The sequence below is a fragment of the Ferrovibrio xuzhouensis genome (assembly GCF_042648965.1).
GTDB classification, from domain to species: Bacteria; Pseudomonadota; Alphaproteobacteria; order Ferrovibrionales; family Ferrovibrionaceae; genus Ferrovibrio; species Ferrovibrio xuzhouensis.
Genome location: NZ_JBHRYJ010000001.1, coordinates 264,527 through 287,929, shown reverse-complemented (window position 1 = coordinate 287,929; position 23,403 = coordinate 264,527). Strand labels below are relative to the sequence as shown.

The window sequence follows — 23,403 nt, the reverse complement described above, 5'->3', positions numbered from 1 at the left end:
GATCGGGCGATCCCGAGGATCGCTGACTAGGACGGTAGCGTGGCATTGACCATTCGAAAATCATATGGAATCATATTTCAATGATTTTCAACAATCATGATTGGCGACCATGAAGGCGCTGGATATCGAAGCCGTCCAGGCTTTTGTCCTCGTTGCCGACCTTGCCAGCTTCACCCGCGCGGCCGAGGCGATGGAGTCGACGCAGTCTGCGGTCAGCCTCAGGATCAAACGCCTTGAGGACGGGCTCGGCCGGCGCTTGTTGGAGCGGACGCCCCGGCGGGTGCGGCTGACGGCCGCCGGCCAGATCTTCCTCGAACGGGCGCGCATGCTGATTGCGGCCCATGGCGAGGCCCTCGATGCCTTCGCCAGCGTGCGGCGGCGGCTCGTCGTTGGCATCAGCGACCATGCGGTCGGCGCCGAACTGCCGCTGCTGCTGCAACGGGTCAAGCGCGTCGAGCCGGGCCTCCTGCTCGAGGTGCGCGTCGGCAGTTCGCGCGACATCCTGGTCGCCTTCGATGATGGCGCGCTCGATGCTGCGATCGTGTTGGGGCATGATGCCGGGCGGCGCGATGGCGAGGTGCTGCTCACCGAGGCGTTCGGCTGGATGGCGGCGCGTGATTTCGCGCATCGCGCGGGCGATCCGTTACCGCTCGCCGCGCAGGCCGAGTCCTGCAACATGCGCAGCATGGGTGTGGCGGCGCTCGACGCCGCCGGAATCGCCTGGACCGAAGTCTTCGTCGGCGGCGGGGTCGGCACCGTTGCCGCTGCGGTTTCGGCCGGGCTCGCCATTGCCGTGTTCAGCCGGCGGGTCGCCCCGCCGGGCTCGGCCGATGTCGGCCCGGTTCTTGGCCTGCCGATGCTGCCGCCACGCGATCTCGTGCTCTACGCCAGCCTCTCCGAGCCGGCGGCGCGACAGTCGCTCAAGACCTTCGTCGCGGCGATTCGCTCGACGGCGGCCTGAGGGGCGACCTGAGGAACGAGTATTGCACAGGCGCGCCTGCGCAGCCGCACCTGAGGGAAATTCGGTCTACTCCACGATCACCTTGAAGCCGCCATAGCCCATGCGGGTCATGTCGAAGGGCATGGTCGCCGGGTCGCCGCACATCTCGCGGATACGCGGGTCGGCCATCACCTTCTTGTTCACCCGGTCGCGATGGGCGCGCGACTTGAAGGCGATCCACGAGAACACCACCGTCTCGCCGCGCTTCAGCTTCAGCAGTTTGGGAAACGGCGTGCCATGGACGGCGGCGAGGTCGTCGCCGGCGCATTCGCGGAAGTCGATGGCGCCATGCTCGCGAAAGATCCGGCTCGCCGCCTTGGCCATCTTGCGATAGGTCGCCAGCTTCTTTTTCGGCACCGCCAGCAGGAATCCGTCGACATAACTCATCTGCAGCCTCCCTGGAGCAATCGGCTTGACTAAAGAGTTGATATCAACATAATGACGGCATGTCAAATCGCACCACCGTCGCCGAAAAGCTCACCGGCCTGCCGCCCGGAACCCGGCCCGTGCCGCATCCGGATCTGCCCTACGAGGCGACCATCATGGTGCGCGACAGCTGTCTCTGCCTGCATGCCCAGCGGGCGGCCCGCGCACTGGCGCGGCGCTTCGACGAGGTGTTGCGGCCGCTCGGGCTGACCAACGGGCAGTTCTCGCTGCTGATGGCGCTGAACCGGCCGGAGCCCGCCACCATGGGCCCGGTGGCCAGCCTGCTGGCGATGGACCGCACCACGCTGACCGCGGCGCTGAAGCCGCTGCAGCGCCGTGGCCTGGTCGATGTCCTCGCCGATCCCGCCGACCGCCGCAGCCGCCGGCTGCTGCTGACCGACGACGGCCGCGCGCTGATGGCGCGGGCTCTCCCCATCTGGACCGCCACCCATGCCGCGCTCGACCGTCTGGTCACCGACATGGATCGCCTGCGCGCCGACCTGCGGGTGGTGACGGTGCCGGCGTGACGATTTTCTTCCCCGTGCAGCAGCAAAGGAGTATCCCCGTGCGTCTCAATCCCTATCTCTCGTTCGACGGCAACTGCCGCGAGGCCTTTGAGTTCTACGCATCCGTACTCGGCGGTCGCATGATGGCGATGCTGAGCTATGCCGACATGCCGGCCGATGCCCAGCCGGCAAAACCGGCCGAAGGCTGCAGCCCGATGCCGATGCCGCTCGACAAGATCATGCATGCCTGCATGGAGGTCGACGGCGTGCTGCTGATGGGCGGCGATGCGCCCGCCGGCATGTACCAGAAGCCGGCCGGCACCAATGTCACGCTGAACATCGAGGAGCCGGCCGAGGCCGAGCGCATCTATGCGGCCCTGTCGAAGGGCGGCAGCATCACCATGCCGCTTGGCGAGACTTTCTGGGCGAAGCGCTTCGGCATGTTCACCGACCGCTACGGCACGCCGTGGATGATCAACTGCGCTGCCGAAGCCTACGCCTCGCAGGCCGCCTGATCCCGCGTAGGGTCTGACTCGGAAAAGCAAAAGGCCCGGCGGGGGAAACCGCCGGGCCTTTTTTGGAAACCGGAACGTCTTAACAGCTCAGGCGGCGTTGATCGCCTTGACCGCCTCGACGGCGCTCTCCGGGTTCCAGTTCGTATAGGCCTGGGCGCAATGCGAAGCGCAATACGGCTTGCCGGGCAGGGACACATGGTCGCAGAAGTCGAAATCGGCGGTCTTGGGGTCGCCGATCGGCCATTTGCAGCGCGGGCCGGTCGTCGGCGTCAGTGCCGCCAGCATCGCCGGGGTCAGCTGGTTGCCATGCTGGGCCGGCGCATGGGGCACGGCGGCCTCGTCCTTCACCCGCACCGGGGCCGGACGCGGCGCTGGGGCCGGGCCCGCCGAAGCCGTATGCGGAGCATGGCCGCCGCCATTGCCTCCATGAGCCGGTGCCACCCGGGGCTGGGCCGGCTTGTCGCTGCGCATGATCGGCGAGGCCCGTTTGGCCAGCCCGATCCGGTGCGCCTTGCCGACCACGGCATTGCGGGTCATGCCCAGCTGCTTGCCGATCTGGGTGATCGACTGGCCGGACTCCCAGTACTGCACCAGCAGTTTGACCTTCTCGTCAGTCCACACCATATCTAGCCCCCGTATTGGATTTGGCTGCTAAATAGAGTAAAGGCGACAAAATCCGGGGCGGGTCAACCCGACTCTGTCATTATCCACAGGAATCTTAAGAAATGGCCGGTCTTCACCCGGTCTTTACCGGGGCGACTCGAGATTATCCCCAATGACCGGCTTCCCCGACCCGTCCCATAACTGGCAGGCCACCCTGCCAAACCCGGCCGAGTTGCGTACGGCTTATGCCCGCGACGGCTATGCGGTGGTCCGCGGCCTGTTTTCCGCCGCCGAAATCGCCGTCCTGGCGGCCGCCTTCGACCGGATCTGGGCCGAGGGGCTGCGCCTCGGCCGCAGCTTCCGGCATGGCAACCTGCTGTTCCGGCTTGGCACCGACCCGGTGCTCGGCCCGATCCTGCGCATGGTACAATGGCCGTCCTGGCGTGACGGGCTGCTGGATGCCGTGCGGCTGGATGTCCGGCTTGCCGCCCTGCTGGCGCCGCTGATCGGCACGGACCTCAAGCAGATCATCAACCAGATGCACTGGAAGCCGCCGGGCGCCGCCCGGGTCGATTTCGCCTATCACCAGGACAGCCGCTTCCGCCGGCCGGCCAGCGCCTTCCGCGATCTCGCCGGCTCCTACGTGCAGACCGGCATCGCCATCGATCCGCATACCCGCGACAGCGGTGCCATGCGCATCCTGCCCGGCAGCCATCTGCGTGGCGATCTGGGGCTGGGCGGCGACGGCGCCATTCTCGACCAGACGATGCAGGACCAGGCGCTGGTGGCCGCCGGCCTCGATCCGGCCGCCATCGTCGACCTTGTGCTGGCGCCCGGCGATATCGCCCTGTGGTCGCCCTATCTGGTGCATGGCTCGGGCGCCAACCGCAGCCCGCGCGACCGCCGGCTCTATATCAACGGCTATGTGACGGCGCAGAACTGCGACCGCGGCGAATGGGCCTTCCGCGCCGGCCAGGCGGTGCCGCTGGGCGCCGAACCCGCGCTGGTGCATTACGAGGCCCTGCACGAGCGGCCGGAGCCGCATTTCCTCGACGAGTGAGTCGCGGCATTGAAGCCGGGGCGCTCTCGTGCCACGCTGCCGCCATGACCAATCCCAGCGGCAGCTTCTCCTTCGACATCGTGGTGTTCGGCGCCACCGGCGACCTGTCGCTGCGCAAGCTGATCCCGGCGCTATACCTGCGCGACGTGGCCGGCCAGCTCAACGACGACGTGCGCATTTTCGGCGTCGCCCGCAGCGGCCATGACGACGAGGACTTCCGCGCCATGGCGCTGGCCGCGCTCGACCGCTACCTGCCGGGCGAGGCCGTGCAGCCGGCCGCCGCCGAACGCTTCGCCGCGCGGCTGCATTACCAGCATCTCGATGCCGATGCGCCGGACGACTACCGGCGTCTGAAGGCATCGCTGGATGGCGGGGCCGAACGCATCACGGTGTTCTACCTCGCCATGGCGCCGCGCTATTTCGGCCCGGTCTGCCGCCGGCTTGCCGAGGCCGGGCTGAACAGCGCCGCGGCGCGCGTGGTGCTGGAAAAGCCGATCGGCCAGGATCTCGCTTCGGCCCAGGCGGTCAACGACGCGGTCGGCGCGGCATTCCCGGAAGAACGCATCTTCCGCATCGACCATTACCTCGGCAAGGAGACGGTGCAGAACCTGATGGCGCTGCGCTTTGCCAATGCGCTGTTCGAGCCGTTGTGGCATCGCGGCGTGATCGATCATGTGCAGGTCACGGTCGCCGAGAAGATCGGTGTCGAGGGCCGGGCCGATTATTACGACCAGGCCGGCGCCATGCGCGACATGGTGCAGAACCACCTGCTGCAATTGCTTTGCCTGGTCGCCATGGAGCCGCCGAATGCCTTTGAGGCCGATGCGGTGCGCGATGAGAAGCTGAAGGTGCTGCAGGCGCTGCGGCCGATCGACGAACGCGAACTGTCAGAACGCACGGTGCGCGGCCAGTATGGCCCCGGCGCCATCGACGGTGGCGTGGTGCCCGGTTATGCCGAGGAGGCCGGCCGGCCGGATACGACGACCGAGACCTTCGTGGTGGTCAAGGCCGAGGTCGGCACCTGGCGCTGGGCCGGTGTGCCCTTTTACCTGCGCACCGGCAAGCGGCTGGCCAAGCGGCGCTCCGAAATCGTCGTGCAGTTCCGTCCGGTGCCGCATCTGATGTTTCCGGGTGCCGTGCGCGACATGGTGCCGAACCGGCTGGTGATCCGGCTACAGCCCGACGAGGGCATCTCGCTGCAGATGATGACCAAGGTGCCCGGTCCCGGCGGCATGCGGCTGCGCGCCGCGCCGCTCAACTTAAGCTTCGCCGATGCCTTCCACGGCCGCCAGCCCGATGCCTACGAACGGCTGCTGATGGACGTGGTGCGCGGCAACCCGATGCTGTTCATGCGCTGCGACGAGGTCGAGGCGGCCTGGCGCTGGGTCGAGCCGATGCTGGACGGCTGGGCGGCGGCCGGCGAGATGCCGAAGCCCTATGCCGCCGGCAGCTGGGGACCTTCGGCCGCCATCGGCCTGATCGAACGCGACGGCCGCACCTGGCACGAGGACATGCGCTGATGCAGAGGGGGCGCTAGCATGGCGCGAGCGCCGCTGCTGGAAAGCCTGCGCGAACGTCTCGATCCGTATCCCACGGTCGACGACCCGTCGGGCCGCGTGCGCCTGCAGACCCTGGTGCTGCTGCGCTGGACCGCCATCGTCGGTCAGTTGCTCGCCATCCTGTTCGTGCATTTTGGCCTCGACTTCCGCCTGCCACTGCTGCCGGCGCTCGGCGTGGTCGGCGTCTCGGCGCTGCTCAACATCGTGCTGTTCATCGTCTATCCGTCGGCCAAGCGGCTGACCGAGGCCGGCGCCACCGGCTATCTCGCCTTCGACCTCGTGCAGCTCAGCCTGCTGCTCTATATGACCGGTGGCGTCGAGAATCCCTTTGCCGTGCTGATCCTGGTGCCGGTCACCGTTTCGGCCACCATCCTGACCCTGCGGTCCACCGTCGTCCTCGGTCTGCTGGCCTTCGTGCTGGCTGGCGCACTGACCGCGGATCACTATCCGCTGCCATGGATCGCCGATGTCGGCATCGCGCTGCCCGATACCTACCAGTGGGGCACCTTTATCGCACTGACGCTCGGCACCCTGTTCATCGCCACCTACGCCTGGCAGGTGGCCGAGGAGGCCCGGCGCATGTCGGACGCGCTGGTTGCCACCCAGATGGCGCTGGCCCGCGAACAGCAGGTCTCGGCGCTTGGCGGCTTGGCGGCGGCGGCGGCGCATGAGCTGGGTTCGCCGCTTGGCACCATCGCCGTGGTGGTCAAGGAAATCAGCCGCGACACGCCGCCGGACAATCCGCTGGCGGAAGACATCGCGCTGCTGCAGAGCCAGGTCGAACGCTGCCGCGAGATTCTCGCGCGCCTGTCGCGTCGCCCGGCCGACAGCAGCGACGTCGAGGCCTTTGCCGATCTTGGCATCGCCAACCTGGTCGAGGTGGCGGCGCAGCCCTGGCGGCGCACTGGCATCGCTTTCACGGTGACCCAGCAGTCGCCGTCCCCGGCACCGCATCTGCCGCGCCGGCCGGAGATCATTCATGGCCTGAGCAACCTGCTGCAGAACGCCATGGAATTTGCCACCAGCCGCGTCGATGTCGAACTGCGCTGGGACGACCGCCGTATTTATCTCGACATCCTCGATGACGGGCCGGGCCTCAATGTCGATATCCTCTCGGCACTGGGCGAGCCCTATGTGACCAGCCGGCCCGATGCCGGCGGCATGGGACTCGGCGTCTTCATCGCCATGAACCTGCTGCGTCGCAGTGGTGCCACCGTGGCCCTGGCCAACCGTCCCGGCGGCGGCGCGCGGGCCAGCGTCACCTGGGCGCGGCCGGCCGCGGCAAAGTGATCCGGCGGTTCGCCTGCGACGGTTAAGCCTGCGGCCAGGGGTTGCGCGGGCGGCGGGCTGGGGTACATTCCGGTCACCATGACCGAGAACACCCTCCTGATTGTCGACGATGACGAGCCGCTGCGCATGCGGCTGGCGCGCGCCATGGAAAAGCGTGGCTACCAGGTGCAGACGGCGGAAAGCGTCGCCACCGGCATCCAGATGGCCCGTTCGCGTCCGCCCGCCTATGCCGTGGTCGACCTCAAGCTCGGCGATGGCAATGGCCTCGATGTGGTCTCGGCGATCCGGCAGGCCCGCCAGGATGCCCGTGTCGTCATGCTGACCGGCTATGGCAACATCGCCACGGCGGTGGCCGCGGTGAAGGCCGGCGCCGTCGATTACCTGCCCAAGCCCGCCGATGCCGACGATGTCGACCGGGCCCTGCGGGTGGGCAATGCCGCGCATCCGGCGCCGCCGGACGAGCCGATGTCGGCCGAGCGCGTGCGCTGGGAACATATCCAGCGCGTGTTCGAACTCTGCGACCGCAATGTGTCGGAGACCGCGCGGCGCCTGAAGATGCATCGCCGCACCCTGCAGCGCATCCTCGCCAAGCGGTCGCCGCAATAGGCCGGCGATGCTGCTGGAGGCGGCGAGGCTGCCGCCGGGTCTCCGGATCTACGCCATCGGCGACATCCATGGCCGGCTCGACCTGCTCGACCGCCTGCACGATCTGATCGCGGCCGATATCGCGGCTGCACCGCCGTCCGGCCGTTGCCTGGTGCTGTATCTCGGCGATTATATCGACCGCGGCCCTGAATCTGCCGGCGTGATCGACCGCCTGTGCCGGCCGAAACGCGCCGGCGTCGAGACCATGGCTTTGCTCGGCAACCATGAAGCCATGATGCTGGAATTTCTCGATGCGCCCTATGGCGCCTCGCTGTGGCTGGCCAACGGCGGCGACGCCACGTTGAACAGCTATCGCGTCAAGGTGCCGGCCTCCTTCGACGACCTGCTGATGACCCAGCGCAGCCTGCGCCGCGCCCTGCCGCGCCACCACCACGATTTCCTGCTCGGGCTGGAGCTGCAGGTCCGCTTCGGCGACTACCTGTTCGTGCATGCCGGAATCAAGCCGGGCCTGCCGCTCGACCGCCAGTCGCGCGAGCACATGATCTGGATCCGCGATGTCTTCCTCGACTCGGAGGCCGATCACGGTGCCGTCGTGGTGCATGGCCATACCATCGTGCATGCGGTGGAATGGCGGCCGAACCGGGTCGGCATCGATACCGGGGCCTATACCACCGGTCACCTGACCGCCCTGGTGCTCGAAGACGGCGAAAAGCGCCTGCTGCAGACCTGACGGCCGGCCGGCCCCGGAGTTCCGGCAGGGGGCGGCGGGCAGGGGAGGGGCTGGCATTCGGCCCGCCGGCGGTGTATCGAAAGCCATGTCCGATTTTCCCGCCGATCTGGTCGATTTTTCCGCCGCCCGGGTTCTGGTCGTGGGCGACGTGATGCTGGACCGTTTCGTCTATGGCGACGTGCAGCGCATCTCGCCCGAGGCGCCGATTCCGGTAATCCGGGCCGAGCGCGAACTGGCCATGCCCGGCGGTGCCGGCAACGTGGCACGCAACATCGCGGCACTGGGCGCCCGGGCCACCCTGATCGGCCTGGTCGGCGACGATACCGCCGCCGACCTGCTGAACGACGTGCTGGCCGCCGAACCCGGCATCGAGGCCCGGCTGGTGGTCGACGAGACGCGGCCGACCATCGAGAAATCCCGTTTCATCGGCAGCCGCCAGCAACTGCTGCGCGTCGACCGCGAAACCAGCCGCGCGCCGGCCGATGACAGCCTGGCGACGCTGATCGCCGCCGCCATCGATGCGCTGGCCGACTGCAGCGTGCTGGTGCTGTCGGATTACGCCAAGGGCGTGATGGCGCCGTCGGTGGTCACCAAACTGGTGGCCGCCGCGGCGAAAGCCGGCAAGCCGGTGCTGGTCGATCCCAAGGGCAGCGATTTCAGCCGCTATCGCGGCGCCACGCTGGTCACGCCCAACCTGGCCGAGGCGCGGCTGGCGTCGGGCATGGCCTGCGACGACGATGCCGGCGTGGTGGCGGCCGGCCGCAGGCTGCAGGCGGACAGCGGCCTGGCCGGGATCCTGATCACCCGCGGCGCCGCCGGCATGACGCTGCTGCAGGGCGATGCGGCGCCGATGCATCTGCCGGCCGAGGCGCGCGAGGTGTTCGATGTCTCTGGTGCCGGCGACACCGTGGTGGCGACCATCGCCGCGGCGCTGGCGGCGGGCCGCAGCCTGCCGCAGGCGGCGCATCTCGCCAATGTTGCCGCCGGCATCGTCGTTGGCAAGATCGGCACCGCCGTGGTGCTGCCCGAGGAACTGCGCGTCGCGCTGCACATGCCCGATCCGCACAGCTTCGCCGCCAAGGTGGCGACACGCCAGCAGGCCAGGGCGCGCGTCGACCTGTGGCGGGCGCATGGCGAGCGCATCGGTTTCACCAACGGCGTGTTCGACCTGCTGCATCCCGGCCATCTCGCCCTGCTGTCGGAAGTGCGGTCGCAGTGCGACCGGCTGATCGTCGCCATCAATGCCGATGCCTCGGTGAAGAAGCTGAAGGGCCCGCAGCGCCCGGTGCAGGATGAGGATCACCGCGCCCAGCTGCTGGCGGCGCTCGGCATGGTCGACCTCGTCGTGGTGTTCGAGGAGGATACCCCGATCCCGCTGCTCGAACTCTTGCAGCCCGACCTGCTGGTCAAGGGCGGTGACTACACGGTCGACCAGGTGGTCGGGGCCGATGTGGTGCGCGGCTATGGCGGCGAGGTCCGTGTCTCGAAGCTGGTCGCGGGCCAGAGCACCACGGCGACGATCAGCCGCCTGCGGGGCTGACGCTGCGATGGGGGCCACGCCGCAGGTTGATGTCCCGCAGGTGGATGTTGCGGTGGTCGGCGGCGGCATCGCTGGCCTGTGGCTGCTGGCCCGCCTGCAGGCAAAGGGTTACGGCGCCGTGCTGGTCGAGGCCGATGGGCTCGGCGGCGGCCAGACGCTGGCCTCGCAGGGTATCATCCATGGCGGCCTGAAATATGCCCTCGACCTCAAATTGAATGCCGCCAGCGACGCGCTGGCCGACATGCCGGCGCGCTGGCGCGCCTGCCTCGATGGTCGCGGCGAGGTCGACCTCGGCGGCCTGCAACCGGCGGCGGCACGCCACCTGTTCTGGACCCGGCGTACGCTCGGCAGCCGCATCGCCGGTTTCTTCGGCAGCAAGCTGCTGCGCGGCCGCGTCGACGCCTTGCAGCCGGCCGACTGGCCGGCGGTGCTGCGCGATCCCGACCATGTTGCCGCCGTCTATGCGCTGGACGAGATGGTGCTCGACGTGCCGCAGCTTTTGCAGGCGCTGGCCGCGCCGCGACAGGCCCTGATCCGGCAGGGCCGCGTTGCGTTGCGGTCGCAGGACGAAGCTGGAGCCACCCTTGATGTCGCATTGTCCGATGGCAGCCATCGGACGCTGCTGGCCCGCCATGCCGTGGTGACCGGCGGCGCCGGCAATGCCGATATGCTGGCCGGGCTTGGTCTGCCGGCGGCGACGGCGCAGCTACGGCCGCTGCACATGCTGATGATCGACAATGCGCCGGGGCCGTTGTGGGCGCATTGCTTCGATGCCAGCGACAAGCCAAGGGTGACCATCACCACCCACCGGCGCGGCGATGGCACGCTGGTCTGGTATGTCGGCGGCCTGCTGGCCGAGACCGGCGTGGCGCAGGATGAGGCATCCCTGATCGCTGCCGCACGCGCCGAATTCGCCATGCTGTTGCCGGGTGCCGATTTCTCGAACAGCCGTTTCGCCGGGCTGCGGGTCGACCGCGCCGAGGGTGCCACTGCCGATGGCCGCAAGCCGGACGGCCCGGTCCTCCATCATGCGGGCCGGGTCTGGCTTGCCTGGCCGACCAAGCTGGCGCTGGCGCCGCAGCTGGCCGATCTGGTGCTGGCCGAGCTGCCGCCGCCGTCAGGCGCGACCGCGGCGCCGCCTGGCGACTGGCCGGCCCCCGGCATCGCGCCGCCGCCCTGGGAGTGCGCGTCATGGAAATGAGGCCGCTGGGTCGCACCGGCATCTCGGTCAGCCTGCTCGGGCTTGGCACGGTGAAATTCGGCCGCAATGCCGGGATGAAATATCCGCGCGATTTCGATCTGCCCGATGACGGAGCGGTGATCGCCCTGCTGGAAGAGGCGCGCGCGCTCGGCGTCAACCTGCTCGATACCGCACCGGCCTATGGCGTGAGCGAGCAGCGGCTCGGCGCCTTGCTGCCGGGGCGGCGCGAGGATTGGGTGATCGTCAGCAAGGCCGGCGAGTGGTTCGAGGGTGGTCAATCGCGCTTCGATTTTGCACCTGACGCCATCGAGGCCTCGGTGCACGAGAGCCTGCGGCGGCTGCGTACCGACTATCTCGATGCGGTGCTGCTGCATTCCGACGGCGAGGACGAGGCCGGCGACCGCTTCCTGCCGGCGGCGGAGCGGCTTGAGCGCTTGAAAAGACAGGGAAAATTGCGGGCCACCGGCTTCTCGGGAAAAACCGTGGCGGGCGGCCTGCATATGCTTGATCATACCGATCTGCTGATGGTCTCCTATAATCCGGGCCATCGCGACGAGGCGCCGGTGATCGCCGCCGCCGCCCGGGCCGGTCGCGGCGTGCTGGTCAAGAAGGCGCTGGCCAGCGGCCATGCTGCCGATCCGGCCGCGGCGCTGGCGGAAATCGCCGGCCTGCCCGGTGTCTCCGGGATTGTCGTGGGCACATTGTCGCGCGAGAATCTGCGCGCCAATGCCGCAGCTGTGATGCCGCAGGGCGGCCGGTAGCAGGTAAGAACAGGGGGCATGGCCTGCGGGCCATGCGTGGAGAACCGATGGACGAGTCAGGACAGCAGCAAGACGCCGATCATGACGGCACCCTCGACGAGGCGGCTCGCGACCAGACGGCCGGCGCAGAGGAACTGGTTGCCTATGGCTGGGAGGCCGCCGATGTGCTGCGGCCCGGCAGTGACGGCACCATGGTGGCCGGCTTCCGCAAGGGCGATTTTGCGGTCTATGCCGCCAATGGCGTCTGGCAGGTGGTGGCCTTGCCGGCACAGCTTGTGCTGGGTCGGCTGCCAAGCGCCTCGGCGGTGCGCCGCTTCGCCGCCAAATGCATCAGCTTTCCGGCCCAGCCGAACGGCGCGGTGATCGGCGCGGCGCGCCAGGCCATGCTGCAGGCGGTCGAGGAGGAACTGGCGACGGCACGTCAGGTGGCCCAGAAGATCGAGGGCCGCATCGACGACCTGATGGCCAGCATCGACGACATCCGGGCCAAGGCCATCCTGTTCTCCCACGACGACTGAAAGGCAACGGCAAAAAGCAGGATGCGATGAGCGAGACAGGCGAGCAGGATTTCAGTTTCGGGCGCGGTGCCACCCTGATCCGGGAGGGCGAGGCGGGAGCTTTCTGCTACCTGATCCTGTCGGGCAAGGTCGAGGTCTTCCGCACCGTCAACGACAGCAAGGTGCGGCTGGCGGAACTGGGCGAGGGCGGCGTGGTCGGCGAAATGGCGCTGATCGATCCGGCGCCGCGCTCGGCCAGCGTGGTGGCGATCGAGCCGACCGCCTGCCGCCGCATCACCGGTGCGGCGCTCGACCGCGCACTCGAGGCCTCGCCGCCGCTGGCCCGCTTCCTGCTGCAGACCTACATCCGCAATATCCGCCATGCCCAGGGCATCGTCACGCCGGCCGGCGGCACGGCGGCGTCCGGCAGCGGCGACATGGCGGCGCCGATCCTGTCGGAGCGCAACGCCATGCGGGTGCTCGACCGCAAGGTCTATGCGATGGGCGATGTGATCTTCCGCACCGGTCAGGCCGGCTATTCGGCGTTTCTGGTGCAGTCGGGCCGCATCGAGCTGCTGAGCGAGCAGCCGGACGGCACCCAGAAGATGCTGCGCAGCGTCGGTGCCGGCGAAGTCTTCGGCGAGTTGTCGCTGCTCAGCGGCAATACCCGGCTGGCCACCGCAATCGCCCGCGAGCCTTCGGCCTGCGAGATCATCAATGCCAGCAACCTGACGGCCGTGCTGAATGCCTGCCCGCCGGTGGTGCGGGCGCTGATGCGCATCTATGGCGCGGTGATGCTGAGACAGGCCGGGGTGACCGGCCTGGCCATGCAGAGCTAGCGGGCAGGGTTAGCGGCTGCCGGTGCGGCCGGGCACTTCCTGCAGGCTGCGGACATAGACGCCGGAGACCTGCGGCCCGCCCTGCAGTGCGCGGTTGATCCGCACCAGCAGGCGTCTTTTCAGCGGTTCGAGGTCGCGGTCGGTGACCCGGCCGTTGGTGCCGAGCGGTTCGCGGTTCAGTTCCATGATCACGGCATTGTAGACCCGCGGCATCATGGCGTTGACGGCACGGGCATTTTCCACCGTGCCGCAGTCGACGGTCAGCGTCATGATGACGGTGCCCGAGGGCAGCACCGGGGCGGTGACGGCCTCGACAATCAGTTGCGGCGAATTGATCGGCGGCTCGGGGATCGGCTCGCCTTCGCCCTGTTTCTTCTTTTTCTTTTCCGGCTTCTCGCCGCCTTTTGCAGCGGCGCCTTCGCCCTCGCCTTTCTCGGCGGCCAGCGCGGACAGCGGCGCCGTGCCCAGCAGGGTCAGGCCGAGCAGGGCCAGCAGCAGTTGCCGGCGCCGCTGAAGATCACGAGCGTTCGCGTGTCGCATGGAAATGAATCCTGTCCCACTTTTTTTCAATATAGGACAGTTCCCAGGCATTGCGAGCCATGAATACCGGGGCGCCATCGCGGTCGTCGGCAATGGTACCGCGGTTCTGGGCGAGGAATTCGTCAAGATCCTTGGCCGTCGCGCCGGAAATCCAGCGCGCGGTTTCGTAGGGCGCCTGCTCAAAGCCGACCTCGAGGTTGTATTCCTCGGCCAGCCGTGCCGCGAGAACGTCAAGCTGAAGGGGGCCGACCAGGCCGACGATCCAGTCGGCGCCGATGCGCGGCCGGAACACCTGGGTGACGCCTTCCTCGGCGAGGTCTTCCAGCGCGCGCTGCAGGTGCTTGGCCTTCATCGGATCGCCGAGCCGCACGCGGCGCAGGATTTCCGGGGCGAAATTCGGGATGCCGGTGAAGCGCAGGTCTTCCGACTCGCTCAGCGTGTCCCCGACCCGCAGCGTGCCGTGGTTGGGGATGCCGATGATGTCGCCCGGCCAGGCCTCGTCGGCCAGCGCCCGGTCGCGGGCGAAGAACAGGGTCGGGTTGCTGACCGTGATCGGTTTGCCGCTGCGCACCTGTTTCAGTTTCATGCCGCGCTTGAAGTGGCCCGAGCAGAGCCGCAGGAAAGCCACCCGGTCGCGGTGGTTCTTGTCCATGTTGGCCTGCACCTTGAACACGAAGCCGGTGACCGGTTTCTCGGTCGGCAATACCATGCGGCCCTCGGCCGGCTGTGGCCGCGGCGGCGGCGCGAAATTGCCCAGGCCTTTCAGCAGTTCGTCGACGCCGAAATTCTTCAGCGCGGTGCCGAAATAGACCGGCGTCATGTGGCCCTGGCGATAGGCTTCGGTGTCGAATTCCGGATAGCCGACCTGGATCAGCTCGATATCCTCGCGCAGCTTGGCGAGCTGGGCCGCGGGCAGCAACTCGGCGGCGCGCGGATCGTCGAGGCCCTTTTCCAGGATGATGACTTCCGGCTCGAGGTTCTTGTTCTCCTTGCCGGTGATCAGCAGGCGGCCGGTGAACAGGTCGTAGCAGCCCTTGAAATCATGGCCCATGCCGACCGGCCAGTTGGCCGGCACGCAGTCGAGCGCCAGGGTCGACGAGACCTCGTCGAGCAGGGCGAAGGGGTCCTGGCTCTCGCGGTCCATCTTGTTGACGAAGGTGATGATCGGCATGTCGCGCAGCCGGGTCACCTCGAACAGCTTGCGGGTCTGCGTCTCGATGCCCTTGGCGGCATCGAGCACCATCACCGCGCTGTCGACCGCGGTCAGCGTGCGATAGGTATCCTCGCTGAAATCCTCGTGGCCCGGCGTGTCCAGCAGGTTGAAGGTCCAGCCCTGGTATTCGAAATTCATCACCGAGGTGGAAACCGAGATGCCGCGCTGCTGCTCGATCTTCAGCCAGTCGGAGCGCGCGCGCCGGCTCTCGCCGCGCGCCTTGACGGCGCCGGCCAGATGGATGGCGCCGCCGAACAGCAGCAGCTTTTCGGTCAGCGTGGTCTTGCCGGCGTCCGGATGCGCGATGATGGCAAACGTACGCCGGGCGCCGATGGGGCCAGAGTCCGATTCTGGGGCGCCCGGAATTGCGACAGCAGGTTCAGACATCGAACTCTTGCGTATCCTCTGAAGCGAAAACCCGTCTTCAGCGGTCGTTCCACCCCTTGCCGGCTTCGGCGCGCTGCACCAGCAGCTTGGCCGGTTCCCAGAACTTGCCGTGGATCTTGTGGAAGCCGCGGATCGTGGCGAGCACCTTGTCGAGGCCGATCTGCTCGGCCCAGAACATCGGCCCGCCCCGATAGACCGGGAAGCCATAACCGAAAAGGTAGACGATGTCGACGTCGCTGGCCCGGATGGCGATGCCCTCCTCGAGGATTTTCGCCCCCTCGTTGACCAGCGGATACATGCAGCGCCGGACGATCTCCTCGTCGGAAATCGCCCTGCGTTCAATGCCTTGCTCCTTGGCCGAGGCCAGGATGATCTCCTCGGTCGCCGGGTCCGGGATGGCGTCGCGGCCCTCGTATTTGTAGAAGCCGGCGCCGGTCTTCTGGCCGAAACGGCCCAGTTCGCACAGCCGGTCGGCGACCGGCGAATAGCGCTCGTCGGCGGGCCGCAGATGCGCCTTGCCCTTGCGGATGCGCCAGCCGACATCGAGGCCGGCGAGGTCGCCCATGCGGAACGGCCCCATGGCGAGGCCGAAGTCCTCCAGCGCCTTGTCGACCTGTTGCGGCAGGGCGCCTTCCTCGAGCAGGAAGTTGGCTTCGCGCAGGTAGCCATGCAGCATGCGGTTGCCGATGAAGCCATCGCAGTTGCCGGCCAGCACCGAAACCTTTTTCAGCGTCTTGCCGAGCGCCATCACGGTGGCGATGGTCTCCGGCGAGGACTTCGCCCCGCGCACATTCTCCAGCAGCTTCATGACATTGGCCGGGCTGAAGAAATGCGTGCCGATCACGTCCTGCGGCCGCTTGGTCGCGGCGGCGATCTCGTCGATGTTCAGGGTCGAGGTATTGGTCGCCAGCACGGCGCCCGGCTTCATCACCGTGTCGAGCTTGCCGAAGACGTCCTTCTTGACGCCCATTTCCTCGAATACCGCCTCGACGACGATGTCGGCCTGGCCGATATCCTCGAACTGCTGGGTGCCGGTGATCAGCTTCATCGCCCGGTCCATGGCGGCCTGCGACATGCTGCCGCGGGCGACCGAGGTGGCGTAGTTCTTCTCGATCACGCCAAGGCCGCGCGACAGGGCTTCCTGCGACATGTCGAGGATCTTCACCGGGATGCCGGCATTGGCGAAATTCATGGCGATGCCGCCGCCCATGGTGCCGGCGCCGAGCACGGCCGCCGAGGCGATCTGCTTTGGCTGCACGTCGGCGGGCAGGTCGGGAATCTTGGCCGCCTCACGCTCGGAGAAGAAGGCGTGGATCTGCCCCTTGCGCTGCGGGCTGTCCATGCATTCGAAGAAATACTCGCGTTCCTTCAGCAGGCCCTCGTCGATCGGCAGCTTGGTTGCCGCCTCGACGGCATCGATGCAGCGCCACGGGGCGAGGAAGCCCTTGGCCTTGCGGGCGATGGACTTGCGGTAGTCCTCGAACACAGCCGGATCGACGTTGCTGACCTTGTCGTTCATGTCGCGCACCAGCCGCAGCGGGCGCTTTTCGGCAACGACGGTCTTGGCGAAGGCAACGGCACCGTCCAGCAGGTCGCCGGCGACGATCTGGTCGATGATGCCCAGATCATGGGCCTTTTTCGCCGGAATCGGGTTGCCCGGCACGATCATGTCGAGGGCGAGTTTCGGTCCGATCAGGCGCGGCAGGCGCTGGGTGCCGCCGGAACCGGGGATGACGCCGAGCTTCACTTCCGGCAGGCCGACCTGGGCCGCCTCGATGGCGACGCGCCAGTGGCAGGTCAGCGCCACTTCGAAACCGCCGCCGAGCGCGGTGCCGTGCAGGGCGGCGACCACGGGCTTCTTCATCGCCTCGATGCGCTTCAGCACGTCGGGCAGATAGGGCTGCGTCGGCGGCTTGCCGAATTCCTTGATATCGGCGCCGGCGATGAAGGTGCGGCCGCCGCCGATGATGACGGCGGCGCTGACCGCCGGATCGGCATCGGCCTTGTCCAGGCCGGCGATCAGGCCGGCGCGTACGCCCTGGCTCAGCGCGTTGACCGGCGGGTTTTCCACGGTCAGGACGGCGATGCCGTCGCGGACGGCATAAAGGACTGGATCGGTCACGTTTCTCTCCCGGTTCTGTACTGGCCGGCCCCTGGGCGCCCGGCTCCTCCGGTTATAGCGGAGCATCAAATTGCCGGCAAAAGCCTTGGCCTGCCGTTACGGCAGCGCTAAGTCTTTGGTATGAGCGCCTTTTCGGTAAGCCCGCAAAATAATTTGGATGACCGCCGCCTGCACTGGGCGCTGGCGGCGTCGCTGCTGCTGCATCTGTTGCTGGTGGCGATCCTGGTGGCCGAGCCGTGGACCTGGCGGATCGCCAAACCGCCGGAACCGCAGGAAATCAGCATGGTGTTCCCGGAGGCGCCGAAATCCGCCGCGCCGAAACCGGCCGAGCCGCCGAAGCCGGCCGCGGCCGAGAAGCCGCCACCGGCCCAGGCCCAGCCGGCGCCGATCCCGCTGCCGCCGCCCTCGACGCCACAGTTGCAGCGCGCGCCGCTGGCCGAGAAATCCGAGGCACCGCCCTCGCCGGGCGACCGGGCGCGGCGACAGCTGCCGTCGGCCGAGACGCCGCAGGCGGTACCGCCGAAGCCGCAGACCATCGGACCAGGGCCGAAGACCGCGCCGCCCCTGAAGGCCGAACCGCAGCGTCGGGCCGAGGCCGGCAACCGCGCGGCCGGCGCCGGCAGCGCCGCCGGCCCGACCGGCAAGGCGATGACGCAGTCGGAAAGCGATTTTTTCCTCAGCCAGATCGTGTCCGCCTGGGTGATCGATTTCGATGCGCCGAAGTTCCGCGACATTCAGATCTACGGCCAATACAAGGTGCTGCCGAACGGGATGCTGGCGCCGCCGTTCGGCAAGAACGACCCGTGGGACATCCACGCCATGGTCAACAACTGGGACGAGATTGCGCGCATCCCCGAGGCGGCGGCTTTCCGCACCGCCATTGAAACCTTCCTGCGCGCCATGCGGCTGGCCCAGCCGTTCCATATGCCGCCGGATGCCACGGGCTACCCGAAGACCCTGCAGCTCAATTTCCGCATCGGCGACCTGTAGGCGGCATCATCGCGGCGCAATCCCCCCAACTGGATCAGCGCGGTGGAATCCCCCAAGCGCGTCAGCGCGGCGGAATCCCCTTGCGCGCCTCCACCATGCACCAGACGCCGACCAGGGTGATCACCGCCATCAGGATGTAGCCATGGGCATAGCTCAGGCCGAGGCCGTCATGCAGCGCGGCAAAGCCTGACGGGCCGACGATGACGCCGGCAAAGGTGATGCTGAGCGTGGCGCCGGTGGCCAGCCCGATGCTCTGGCGCGGCGCCTGGCGGGCGATCACGGCGATGAACACGCCGTTCCAGCCGACGGCGCAGAAGCCGAACACGGCAACCAGGACGGCAATCCACAGCCAGGGCCAGTCGACGGTGACCAGCGCCGTGACGACCGCGGCGACGGCGGCCAGCAGGCCGTTGAGGATCAGCGCCTTCGAGCCCGAGCGCAGCCGGTCGGCCAGCCAGCCCCAGCCGATGCGGCCGGCGGCACCGGAGATCTGGGCGATGGCGAGCAGGCCGCCGGCGGTGACCAGGCTGAGCTGCACCTCGGTGACCAGATAGGTGACCAGCAGGCTGATCAGGCTGAGCTGCACGGCCGAGAAGGCAAAGGAACACAGTGCCAGCCAGCGCAGGATATGGTGCTGCCAGATCAGCCGCAGGCCGGCCAGCGGTGACAGGAACAGCCGCGCCGCGCGCTGGCGGTCGCCGTCCCAGCCGGCGCGGCACAGCATCAGGCCGGCGCTGACCGCCATGGCCAGCAGGGCGCAGGTGATCAGGCCGGCGCGCCAGTGGATCGCCAGCGTGATCGGCGGGATCAGCAGGCCGGCCAGCATGCCGCCGACCGGCACGCCGCACTGCTTGATCGAGAAGATCAGGTTCATGTGACGGCCGCTGTTGACGCGGGCCAGCAGATGCGAGGCGGCCGGATTGGTGCCGCCGTAGCCGAGCCCGATGATGAAGGCGCCGACCGCCAGCGCCGGCAGGCTGCCGAGGCTGGACAGCAGGCAGCCGGCCGCCGCCAGCCACAGGGCGATCTGGCTGGTGCGGGTGGCACCCAGCCGGTGCACGAAACCGCTGCCGACCAGCGAGGAGATCACGGCGCCGGTATAGACGAGGCTGACCTGATAGCCGACCAGCGCCGGGCCGACGCCGAGATCGGCCGCCGCCTTCGGTGCCACGGCGGAGAGCGCCAGCGCACACAGCGTGGTCAGCGACTGGGTGGTCAGCGTGGCGGTCAGCACCGACCAGACGGGCAGGGCGGCAGGCGGTGCGGGGTGATCGGTCATCGTCACTGTCCTTAGCGCCGCACGCCGGCATCGCGGTGCCGGTCCGGCTGCAGTGGCGGATTGGCCGGCATCCGGGCGGCTTCCAGCGCCGTTGCCGTGTAATGCAGCGCATAACGGCCGGTGACGATCTCCGGTGCGGCGCCGGCGCGCTCCAGCGCGGCCGTATCGAGATGTTCGGCAGCGGCGCGCTGCAGGGCGTCCGGATCATAGGCGGTGGCCAGCAGCAGCCAGCTCATCGGCGTGTCCGCGCCGCGCAGCGCCTGTTCCTTCGTCATCGGCGGCGGCGGTGCCGGTTGCAGCAGGTGGATGCCGGCCATACCGCGCCGCGAGGCCATCGCCGGCAGGACATCCCGGGCCAGCCAGTCGCCGAGCGCGGCCTCCCCACCCGCGACGGGCGTGAACCGCAGCGACAGCGCCGCATGACCAAGGCCGAAGCCGGCACCGGCCGCCACTGTGCAGAAGCCGCGCACCATACCGCGAAAGCGCGGCATCATCGCGCCGGTCCAGGGCGTCGGGTTGTTCAGCCGCGCCAGGTATTCTGGCGCGGTGGCCATGCCGGTACCGGTGACCTCGTAGATGACCATGTATCGCGGCGCCCCGGCCGTCGCCACCCAGCGTGTCGCCCGCACGAAGCCCGGCACCGACAGCCGTTCGTGCATGTGTTCGTAGCTGTGCCAGTCGTCGTGGTCGGCGGTATCGCCGGCAATGTCATAGTACAGCACCATGGCTGCGTCGCTGCAGAGCGCCATGCCCCGATCCTTCCGGTCCGTGTCGTCATGCCTGCCGCGGCCGCCCGGCGGCGCGGCAGCGGTCATTGCTGGGCCGACTGCTGCATGGCCTGCAGCATTTTCCCGTATTTGTTCAGCGCGGCGCGCATCTCCGCCAGCACCGGCGCGATATGCGGCTCGGCCTGCACCGCCTGCCAGTAGGCCAGCAGGTTGGGCCGTTTTTCCAGCAGGCTGTCGCCGGTCACCATGGGCAGCACCTCGGCGACATACAGCAGCATCGGTGCCAGCGCGCAGTCGGCCTGGCTGATGCGCCGGTGTGCGGCATGGCTGTCAGGCGCCACATAAAGGTCGAGGTATTTCAGGCCGCGCGCCATCTCGGGCAGCATCGCCGCCAGCGCGGCGCGGTTGCCGGGGTCGGTGAACAGCAGCTTGAAGAAGACAATCATGCCCGGCGCCACATAGAGGTCGACCAGACGGGTGATCAGCGCGACATCGGCCCGTTCGGCCGGCTCGGCCGGCCACAGCGGCGGACCGGGCAGGGCACCGTCGAGATAGGTGCAGATGACTTCCGATTCCGGCAGCACGCGGCCGTCGTCGAGCGCCAGCGCCGGCACCTTGCCGAGCGGCGTGATCGCCCGGAACTCGGCGGAGGACGCGCCGCCGGGCGGTGCGACCATCTCGATGCTGGTGCCTTTTACGCGCAGCAGGATGCGGACGCGGGCGGCAAACGGCGAGGCATCGAGATTAAACAGCCGCATGGGGTGTCGCCTTTCCGCCGGCCGGTCAGCCGGCCGCCGCCTGGCGCAGGCCGGTCCAGTCGGCCAGCTTCTCGCGCGGGCTGCCCTGGCGCGCCGCCGCGGCTTCGGCCGCCTCGATGCGTTTCCAGCCGCTCCAGTCGATGGCGGTCAGGCCCTGCTGCTTCAGCATGGCGTCGATGGCATCGCTGCCGGCCTTGGCCGGAGTCTCGTCGCCGTTGAAGTCGGCGAGGATGCGGTCGGCCACCGCCTTGGCTTCGGCGCGGTTGGTCGGAATCGTGCCGCTCGGGCCGCGCTTGGCCCAGCCGACCACATAGAGGCCCGGGGCGATGCGGCCTTCCTCATTGGCCAGCACGCCGCGCTCGCTGGCGCGCGGCAGGTCGCCCTGGGTCTCGGTGCGATAGCCGATGGCGCTGACCACGGTGCCGGCGGCGAGCGGTGCCTCGCTGCCTTTCAGCTTCAGGGCCTCGACCCGGCCGCTGCCGAGCACGGCTTCCGGCGCACGGTGGAAGACGAAATGCAGCTTCACCGGCTTCTCGTCATCGCGGGCGGCGAATTCATGCAGCAGCAACAGGTTCTTTTCCTTCACCCGCGCCTCGGCGGGGTCGAGGCCGGCGGGGATGTTGTCCGGCAGGTCGGCTTTCGCCACCACCGGGCGCAGGTTTTCCAGCCGGCCGAGCTCGGCGAGTTCGGCGCTGGTGAAACTCGCCTCGATGGGGCCGCGCCGGCCGATCATGTAGATGTCGCTGAGCGCGGCGCCGCCGATCGCGGTCATGGCATGGGCGGTCAGGTCGCTGGCGGCCATTTCCTGCGCGGTCTTGCCGAGCACGCGGGCGATGTCGACCGCCACGTTGCCCTGGCCGATCACGGCCGCCGCCGGCCGGTCGAGCAGGGGAGCGAGATCGCGGAAATCCGGATGGCCGTTATACCAGCCGACGAAAGCCATCGAGCCGTAGCGGCCGGCCAGCTCCTCGCCCGGCACCCCGAGCGGCCGGTCGGCATGGGCGCCGAGCGCCAGCACCACGGCATCGTAGGTCTCAAGCAGGCGGGCGAGCGGCAGGTCGGTGCCGACCGCCACATGGCCGACGAAGCGGAGCGACCCGCCGCCGAACAGCCGGTCGAACTGCCGGGTCACCGCCTTGGTGCCCTGGTGGTCGGGCGCGACGCCGAACCGGATCAGGCCGTAAGGGGTCGGCAGCCGGTCGAACACGTCGATCTTGAGGTCGGGACGCTGGCGGAGCAGGGCGTCGGCGCAGAACAGTCCCGAGGGACCGCTGCCGACAATGGCGATATGGTGCAGCACGGCCTTGTTTCGTTTATATTGCCCAAAGGATGCCGCAAGCTTAAAGCAGCCTGCCGGGCCGATCAAACCTGCCGGCCCGGAAACCTTGACTGTTTCGCACCCCGTGACCGTTTCACACCTGAAGCATTCTGCCGAACCCGCCCGATGACCGCTCCCGACCCCGCCAGCTTCCGCGTCCTCAATCCCGACGGCGCCGCACCGGTCGTGCTGATCTGCGACCATGCCAGCCGCGCCGTGCCGGGCGGGATGGACAATCTCGGCCTGCCCGAGGCCGAGCTGCAGCGTCATATCGGCTGGGACCCGGGCACCGCGGCGATCACCGAGCGGCTGTCGGCCCTGCTGGATGCGCCGGCGGTGCTGGCCGGCTGGTCCCGGCTGCTGATCGACTGCAACCGGCAGCCGGACGATGCGGCGCTGATCTGCGCAACCAGCGACGGCACCCCGGTGCCGGGCAACCAGGCCATCGATGCGGCCGAGCGCCAGCGCCGGCTGGATCATTATTTCTGGCCCTACCACCAGGCGGTCGACGCCGTACAGGCCGCCGTGCAGGCGCGCCATCCGGTCACGGCCTTGCTGTCGGTGCACAGTTTCACGCCCAGCCTGCGTGTCCGCCCGTCGGTGCGTCCCTGGCATATCGGCGTGGTCTGGGACCGCGACGACCGGCTGGCGGCGCCGCTGCTGCGTGCGCTGCGTGACGAGGGCGACCTCGTGGTCGGCGATAACGAACCCTACAGCGGCCGCACCGAATCCGGTTTTTCGATCCTGCATCACGGGCAGGACCGCAGCCTGCACCATGTGATGATCGAGATCCGCCAGGACACCGTCGGCAGCGATGCCGAGATCGCCGCCTGGGCCGAACGGCTCGACCGCTGCTTCCGCCGCATGCTGGATACTGCCGGTATCGGATTGCGCGGTGCCTGTGCCGCCTGAAGTCCCGCAAGAACGGAGCCCGC

24 protein-coding genes are annotated in these 23,403 nt (G+C 68.4%); 15 read left to right on the top strand and 9 right to left on the bottom strand.

Features of this window, described 5'->3' with window-relative positions; all coding sequences use genetic code 11:
• Positions 1-109: 109 nt before the first annotated feature.
• Positions 110-961, top strand: coding sequence for a LysR family transcriptional regulator (locus ACFOOQ_RS01385; protein WP_379720651.1), 852 nt, complete (start codon positions 110-112; stop codon positions 959-961).
• A 66-nt stretch (positions 962-1,027) separates the two neighbouring features.
• Here ACFOOQ_RS01385 and ACFOOQ_RS01380 read toward each other — a convergent pair whose 3' ends face one another.
• Positions 1,028-1,387: a DUF1428 domain-containing protein gene (locus ACFOOQ_RS01380; protein WP_379720648.1), complete on the bottom strand. Its 360-nt coding sequence runs from the start codon at positions 1,385-1,387 to the stop codon at positions 1,028-1,030.
• A gap of 59 nt (positions 1,388-1,446) precedes the next feature.
• Here ACFOOQ_RS01380 and ACFOOQ_RS01375 point away from each other — a divergent pair, with 59 nt between their 5' ends.
• Both ACFOOQ_RS01375 and ACFOOQ_RS01370 read left to right on the top strand, forming a co-directional pair.
• Complete coding sequence (locus ACFOOQ_RS01375; protein ID WP_379720645.1) at positions 1,447-1,953, top strand: MarR family winged helix-turn-helix transcriptional regulator; 507 nt, start codon at positions 1,447-1,449, stop codon at positions 1,951-1,953.
• 38 nt (positions 1,954-1,991) lie between these two features.
• Positions 1,992-2,447: a VOC family protein gene (locus ACFOOQ_RS01370; RefSeq protein WP_379720642.1), complete on the top strand. Its 456-nt coding sequence runs from the start codon at positions 1,992-1,994 to the stop codon at positions 2,445-2,447.
• 87 nt (positions 2,448-2,534) lie between these two features.
• Here ACFOOQ_RS01370 and ACFOOQ_RS01365 read toward each other — a convergent pair whose 3' ends face one another.
• The gene (locus tag ACFOOQ_RS01365) at positions 2,535-3,071 is read right to left on the bottom strand and encodes a GcrA family cell cycle regulator (protein ID WP_379720639.1); all 537 of its coding nucleotides are present in this window, start codon (positions 3,069-3,071) and stop codon (positions 2,535-2,537) included.
• A gap of 151 nt (positions 3,072-3,222) precedes the next feature.
• Between ACFOOQ_RS01365 and ACFOOQ_RS01360 the strand changes: the two genes are divergently transcribed.
• The 10 genes from ACFOOQ_RS01360 to ACFOOQ_RS01315 all read left to right on the top strand — a co-directional run bounded on the left by ACFOOQ_RS01360 (position 3,223) and on the right by ACFOOQ_RS01315 (position 13,133).
• Complete coding sequence (locus ACFOOQ_RS01360) at positions 3,223-4,110, top strand: phytanoyl-CoA dioxygenase family protein (RefSeq protein ID WP_379720636.1); 888 nt, start codon at positions 3,223-3,225, stop codon at positions 4,108-4,110.
• 44 nt (positions 4,111-4,154) lie between these two features.
• Complete coding sequence (zwf, locus tag ACFOOQ_RS01355) at positions 4,155-5,630, top strand: glucose-6-phosphate dehydrogenase (RefSeq protein ID WP_379720633.1); 1,476 nt, start codon at positions 4,155-4,157, stop codon at positions 5,628-5,630.
• An 18-nt stretch (positions 5,631-5,648) separates the two neighbouring features.
• Positions 5,649-6,959, top strand: a complete 1,311-nt coding sequence (locus tag ACFOOQ_RS01350) for an ActS/PrrB/RegB family redox-sensitive histidine kinase (RefSeq protein WP_379720630.1) — start codon at positions 5,649-5,651, stop codon at positions 6,957-6,959.
• Between the two features lie 78 nt (positions 6,960-7,037).
• On the top strand, positions 7,038-7,565 hold the full coding sequence (locus tag ACFOOQ_RS01345) for an ActR/PrrA/RegA family redox response regulator transcription factor (protein WP_379720627.1): 528 nt from the start codon (positions 7,038-7,040) through the stop codon (positions 7,563-7,565).
• 7 nt (positions 7,566-7,572) lie between these two features.
• Complete coding sequence (locus ACFOOQ_RS01340) at positions 7,573-8,295, top strand: metallophosphoesterase (RefSeq protein WP_379720624.1); 723 nt, start codon at positions 7,573-7,575, stop codon at positions 8,293-8,295.
• Positions 8,296-8,380: 85 nt separating this feature from the next.
• The gene (gene hldE, locus ACFOOQ_RS01335; RefSeq protein ID WP_379720621.1) at positions 8,381-9,835 is read left to right on the top strand and encodes a bifunctional D-glycero-beta-D-manno-heptose-7-phosphate kinase/D-glycero-beta-D-manno-heptose 1-phosphate adenylyltransferase HldE; all 1,455 of its coding nucleotides are present in this window, start codon (positions 8,381-8,383) and stop codon (positions 9,833-9,835) included.
• 7 nt (positions 9,836-9,842) lie between these two features.
• Positions 9,843-11,036 (top strand): NAD(P)/FAD-dependent oxidoreductase, encoded by a 1,194-nt coding sequence (locus tag ACFOOQ_RS01330; protein ID WP_379720618.1) that lies wholly within the window; start codon positions 9,843-9,845, stop codon positions 11,034-11,036.
• A complete protein-coding gene (locus ACFOOQ_RS01325; protein WP_379720615.1) occupies positions 11,027-11,797 on the top strand; it encodes an aldo/keto reductase in 771 nt (256 codons plus the stop codon). Before ACFOOQ_RS01330 ends, ACFOOQ_RS01325 begins: the two co-directional genes overlap by 10 nt.
• A gap of 47 nt (positions 11,798-11,844) precedes the next feature.
• Complete coding sequence (locus tag ACFOOQ_RS01320; protein WP_379720612.1) at positions 11,845-12,315, top strand: hypothetical protein; 471 nt, start codon at positions 11,845-11,847, stop codon at positions 12,313-12,315.
• Positions 12,316-12,341: 26 nt separating this feature from the next.
• Positions 12,342-13,133 carry a cyclic nucleotide-binding domain-containing protein gene (locus ACFOOQ_RS01315; RefSeq protein WP_379720609.1) on the top strand — a complete coding sequence of 264 codons (792 nt, stop codon included), beginning with the start codon at positions 12,342-12,344 and terminating at the stop codon, positions 13,131-13,133.
• 9 nt (positions 13,134-13,142) lie between these two features.
• Here the strand turns inward: ACFOOQ_RS01315 and ACFOOQ_RS01310 are convergent, their stop codons facing one another.
• From ACFOOQ_RS01310 to ACFOOQ_RS01300, 3 genes are read right to left on the bottom strand one after another with little or no spacing between them, the layout of a single operon-like run.
• Positions 13,143-13,673, bottom strand: a complete 531-nt coding sequence (locus ACFOOQ_RS01310; RefSeq protein ID WP_379720606.1) for a flagellar basal body-associated FliL family protein — start codon at positions 13,671-13,673, stop codon at positions 13,143-13,145.
• Positions 13,651-15,273 (bottom strand): peptide chain release factor 3, encoded by a 1,623-nt coding sequence (locus ACFOOQ_RS01305; RefSeq protein WP_379720603.1) that lies wholly within the window; start codon positions 15,271-15,273, stop codon positions 13,651-13,653. The genes ACFOOQ_RS01310 and ACFOOQ_RS01305 overlap by 23 nt, the downstream gene beginning before the upstream one ends.
• 37 nt (positions 15,274-15,310) lie before the next feature.
• A complete protein-coding gene (locus ACFOOQ_RS01300) occupies positions 15,311-17,395 on the bottom strand; it encodes a 3-hydroxyacyl-CoA dehydrogenase NAD-binding domain-containing protein (protein WP_379720600.1) in 2,085 nt (694 codons plus the stop codon).
• Positions 17,396-17,548: 153 nt separating this feature from the next.
• On the opposite strand from ACFOOQ_RS01300, the gene ACFOOQ_RS01295 reads away from it, so the two are divergent.
• Positions 17,549-18,385, top strand: a complete 837-nt coding sequence (locus ACFOOQ_RS01295) for a hypothetical protein (RefSeq protein ID WP_379720597.1) — start codon at positions 17,549-17,551, stop codon at positions 18,383-18,385.
• A 61-nt stretch (positions 18,386-18,446) separates the two neighbouring features.
• Here the strand turns inward: ACFOOQ_RS01295 and ACFOOQ_RS01290 are convergent, their stop codons facing one another.
• From ACFOOQ_RS01290 to ACFOOQ_RS01275, 4 genes are all read right to left on the bottom strand, one after another.
• Positions 18,447-19,664, bottom strand: coding sequence for an MFS transporter (locus ACFOOQ_RS01290; protein WP_379720594.1), 1,218 nt, complete (start codon positions 19,662-19,664; stop codon positions 18,447-18,449).
• Between the two features lie 11 nt (positions 19,665-19,675).
• Positions 19,676-20,413, bottom strand: coding sequence for a hypothetical protein (locus tag ACFOOQ_RS01285; protein ID WP_379720591.1), 738 nt, complete (start codon positions 20,411-20,413; stop codon positions 19,676-19,678).
• Between the two features lie 62 nt (positions 20,414-20,475).
• The gene (locus ACFOOQ_RS01280) at positions 20,476-21,150 is read right to left on the bottom strand and encodes a glutathione S-transferase family protein (protein ID WP_379720588.1); all 675 of its coding nucleotides are present in this window, start codon (positions 21,148-21,150) and stop codon (positions 20,476-20,478) included.
• Between the two features lie 25 nt (positions 21,151-21,175).
• The gene (locus ACFOOQ_RS01275) at positions 21,176-22,450 is read right to left on the bottom strand and encodes an NAD(P)-binding protein (protein WP_379720585.1); all 1,275 of its coding nucleotides are present in this window, start codon (positions 22,448-22,450) and stop codon (positions 21,176-21,178) included.
• Between the two features lie 144 nt (positions 22,451-22,594).
• Here ACFOOQ_RS01275 and ACFOOQ_RS01270 point away from each other — a divergent pair, with 144 nt between their 5' ends.
• Complete coding sequence (locus ACFOOQ_RS01270) at positions 22,595-23,380, top strand: N-formylglutamate amidohydrolase (protein WP_379720582.1); 786 nt, start codon at positions 22,595-22,597, stop codon at positions 23,378-23,380.
• The last annotated feature ends 23 nt before the right edge of the window (positions 23,381-23,403 follow it).

What these genes read in the sequence shown, in the direction of transcription:
- ACFOOQ_RS01385 (WP_379720651.1), top strand. Translation starts at nt 110, where the DNA reads ATGAAGGCGCTGGATATCGAAGCCGTCCAGGCTTTTGTCCTCGTTGCC.
- ACFOOQ_RS01380 (WP_379720648.1), bottom strand. Translation starts at nt 1,387, where the DNA reads ATGAGTTATGTCGACGGATTCCTGCTGGCGGTGCCGAAAAAGAAGCTG.
- ACFOOQ_RS01375 (WP_379720645.1), top strand. Translation starts at nt 1,447, where the DNA reads ATGTCAAATCGCACCACCGTCGCCGAAAAGCTCACCGGCCTGCCGCCC.
- ACFOOQ_RS01365 (WP_379720639.1), bottom strand. Translation starts at nt 3,071, where the DNA reads ATGGTGTGGACTGACGAGAAGGTCAAACTGCTGGTGCAGTACTGGGAG.
- ACFOOQ_RS01360 (WP_379720636.1), top strand. Translation starts at nt 3,223, where the DNA reads ATGACCGGCTTCCCCGACCCGTCCCATAACTGGCAGGCCACCCTGCCA.
- zwf (WP_379720633.1), top strand. Translation starts at nt 4,155, where the DNA reads ATGACCAATCCCAGCGGCAGCTTCTCCTTCGACATCGTGGTGTTCGGC.
- ACFOOQ_RS01350 (WP_379720630.1), top strand. Translation starts at nt 5,649, where the DNA reads ATGGCGCGAGCGCCGCTGCTGGAAAGCCTGCGCGAACGTCTCGATCCG.
- ACFOOQ_RS01345 (WP_379720627.1), top strand. Translation starts at nt 7,038, where the DNA reads ATGACCGAGAACACCCTCCTGATTGTCGACGATGACGAGCCGCTGCGC.
- ACFOOQ_RS01340 (WP_379720624.1), top strand. Translation starts at nt 7,573, where the DNA reads ATGCTGCTGGAGGCGGCGAGGCTGCCGCCGGGTCTCCGGATCTACGCC.
- hldE (WP_379720621.1), top strand. Translation starts at nt 8,381, where the DNA reads ATGTCCGATTTTCCCGCCGATCTGGTCGATTTTTCCGCCGCCCGGGTT.
- ACFOOQ_RS01330 (WP_379720618.1), top strand. Translation starts at nt 9,843, where the DNA reads ATGGGGGCCACGCCGCAGGTTGATGTCCCGCAGGTGGATGTTGCGGTG.
- ACFOOQ_RS01325 (WP_379720615.1), top strand. Translation starts at nt 11,027, where the DNA reads ATGGAAATGAGGCCGCTGGGTCGCACCGGCATCTCGGTCAGCCTGCTC.
- ACFOOQ_RS01320 (WP_379720612.1), top strand. Translation starts at nt 11,845, where the DNA reads ATGGACGAGTCAGGACAGCAGCAAGACGCCGATCATGACGGCACCCTC.
- ACFOOQ_RS01315 (WP_379720609.1), top strand. Translation starts at nt 12,342, where the DNA reads ATGAGCGAGACAGGCGAGCAGGATTTCAGTTTCGGGCGCGGTGCCACC.
- ACFOOQ_RS01310 (WP_379720606.1), bottom strand. Translation starts at nt 13,673, where the DNA reads ATGCGACACGCGAACGCTCGTGATCTTCAGCGGCGCCGGCAACTGCTG.
- ACFOOQ_RS01305 (WP_379720603.1), bottom strand. Translation starts at nt 15,273, where the DNA reads ATGTCTGAACCTGCTGTCGCAATTCCGGGCGCCCCAGAATCGGACTCT.
- ACFOOQ_RS01290 (WP_379720594.1), bottom strand. Translation starts at nt 19,664, where the DNA reads ATGACCGATCACCCCGCACCGCCTGCCGCCCTGCCCGTCTGGTCGGTG.
- ACFOOQ_RS01285 (WP_379720591.1), bottom strand. Translation starts at nt 20,413, where the DNA reads ATGGCGCTCTGCAGCGACGCAGCCATGGTGCTGTACTATGACATTGCC.
- ACFOOQ_RS01280 (WP_379720588.1), bottom strand. Translation starts at nt 21,150, where the DNA reads ATGCGGCTGTTTAATCTCGATGCCTCGCCGTTTGCCGCCCGCGTCCGC.
- ACFOOQ_RS01270 (WP_379720582.1), top strand. Translation starts at nt 22,595, where the DNA reads ATGACCGCTCCCGACCCCGCCAGCTTCCGCGTCCTCAATCCCGACGGC.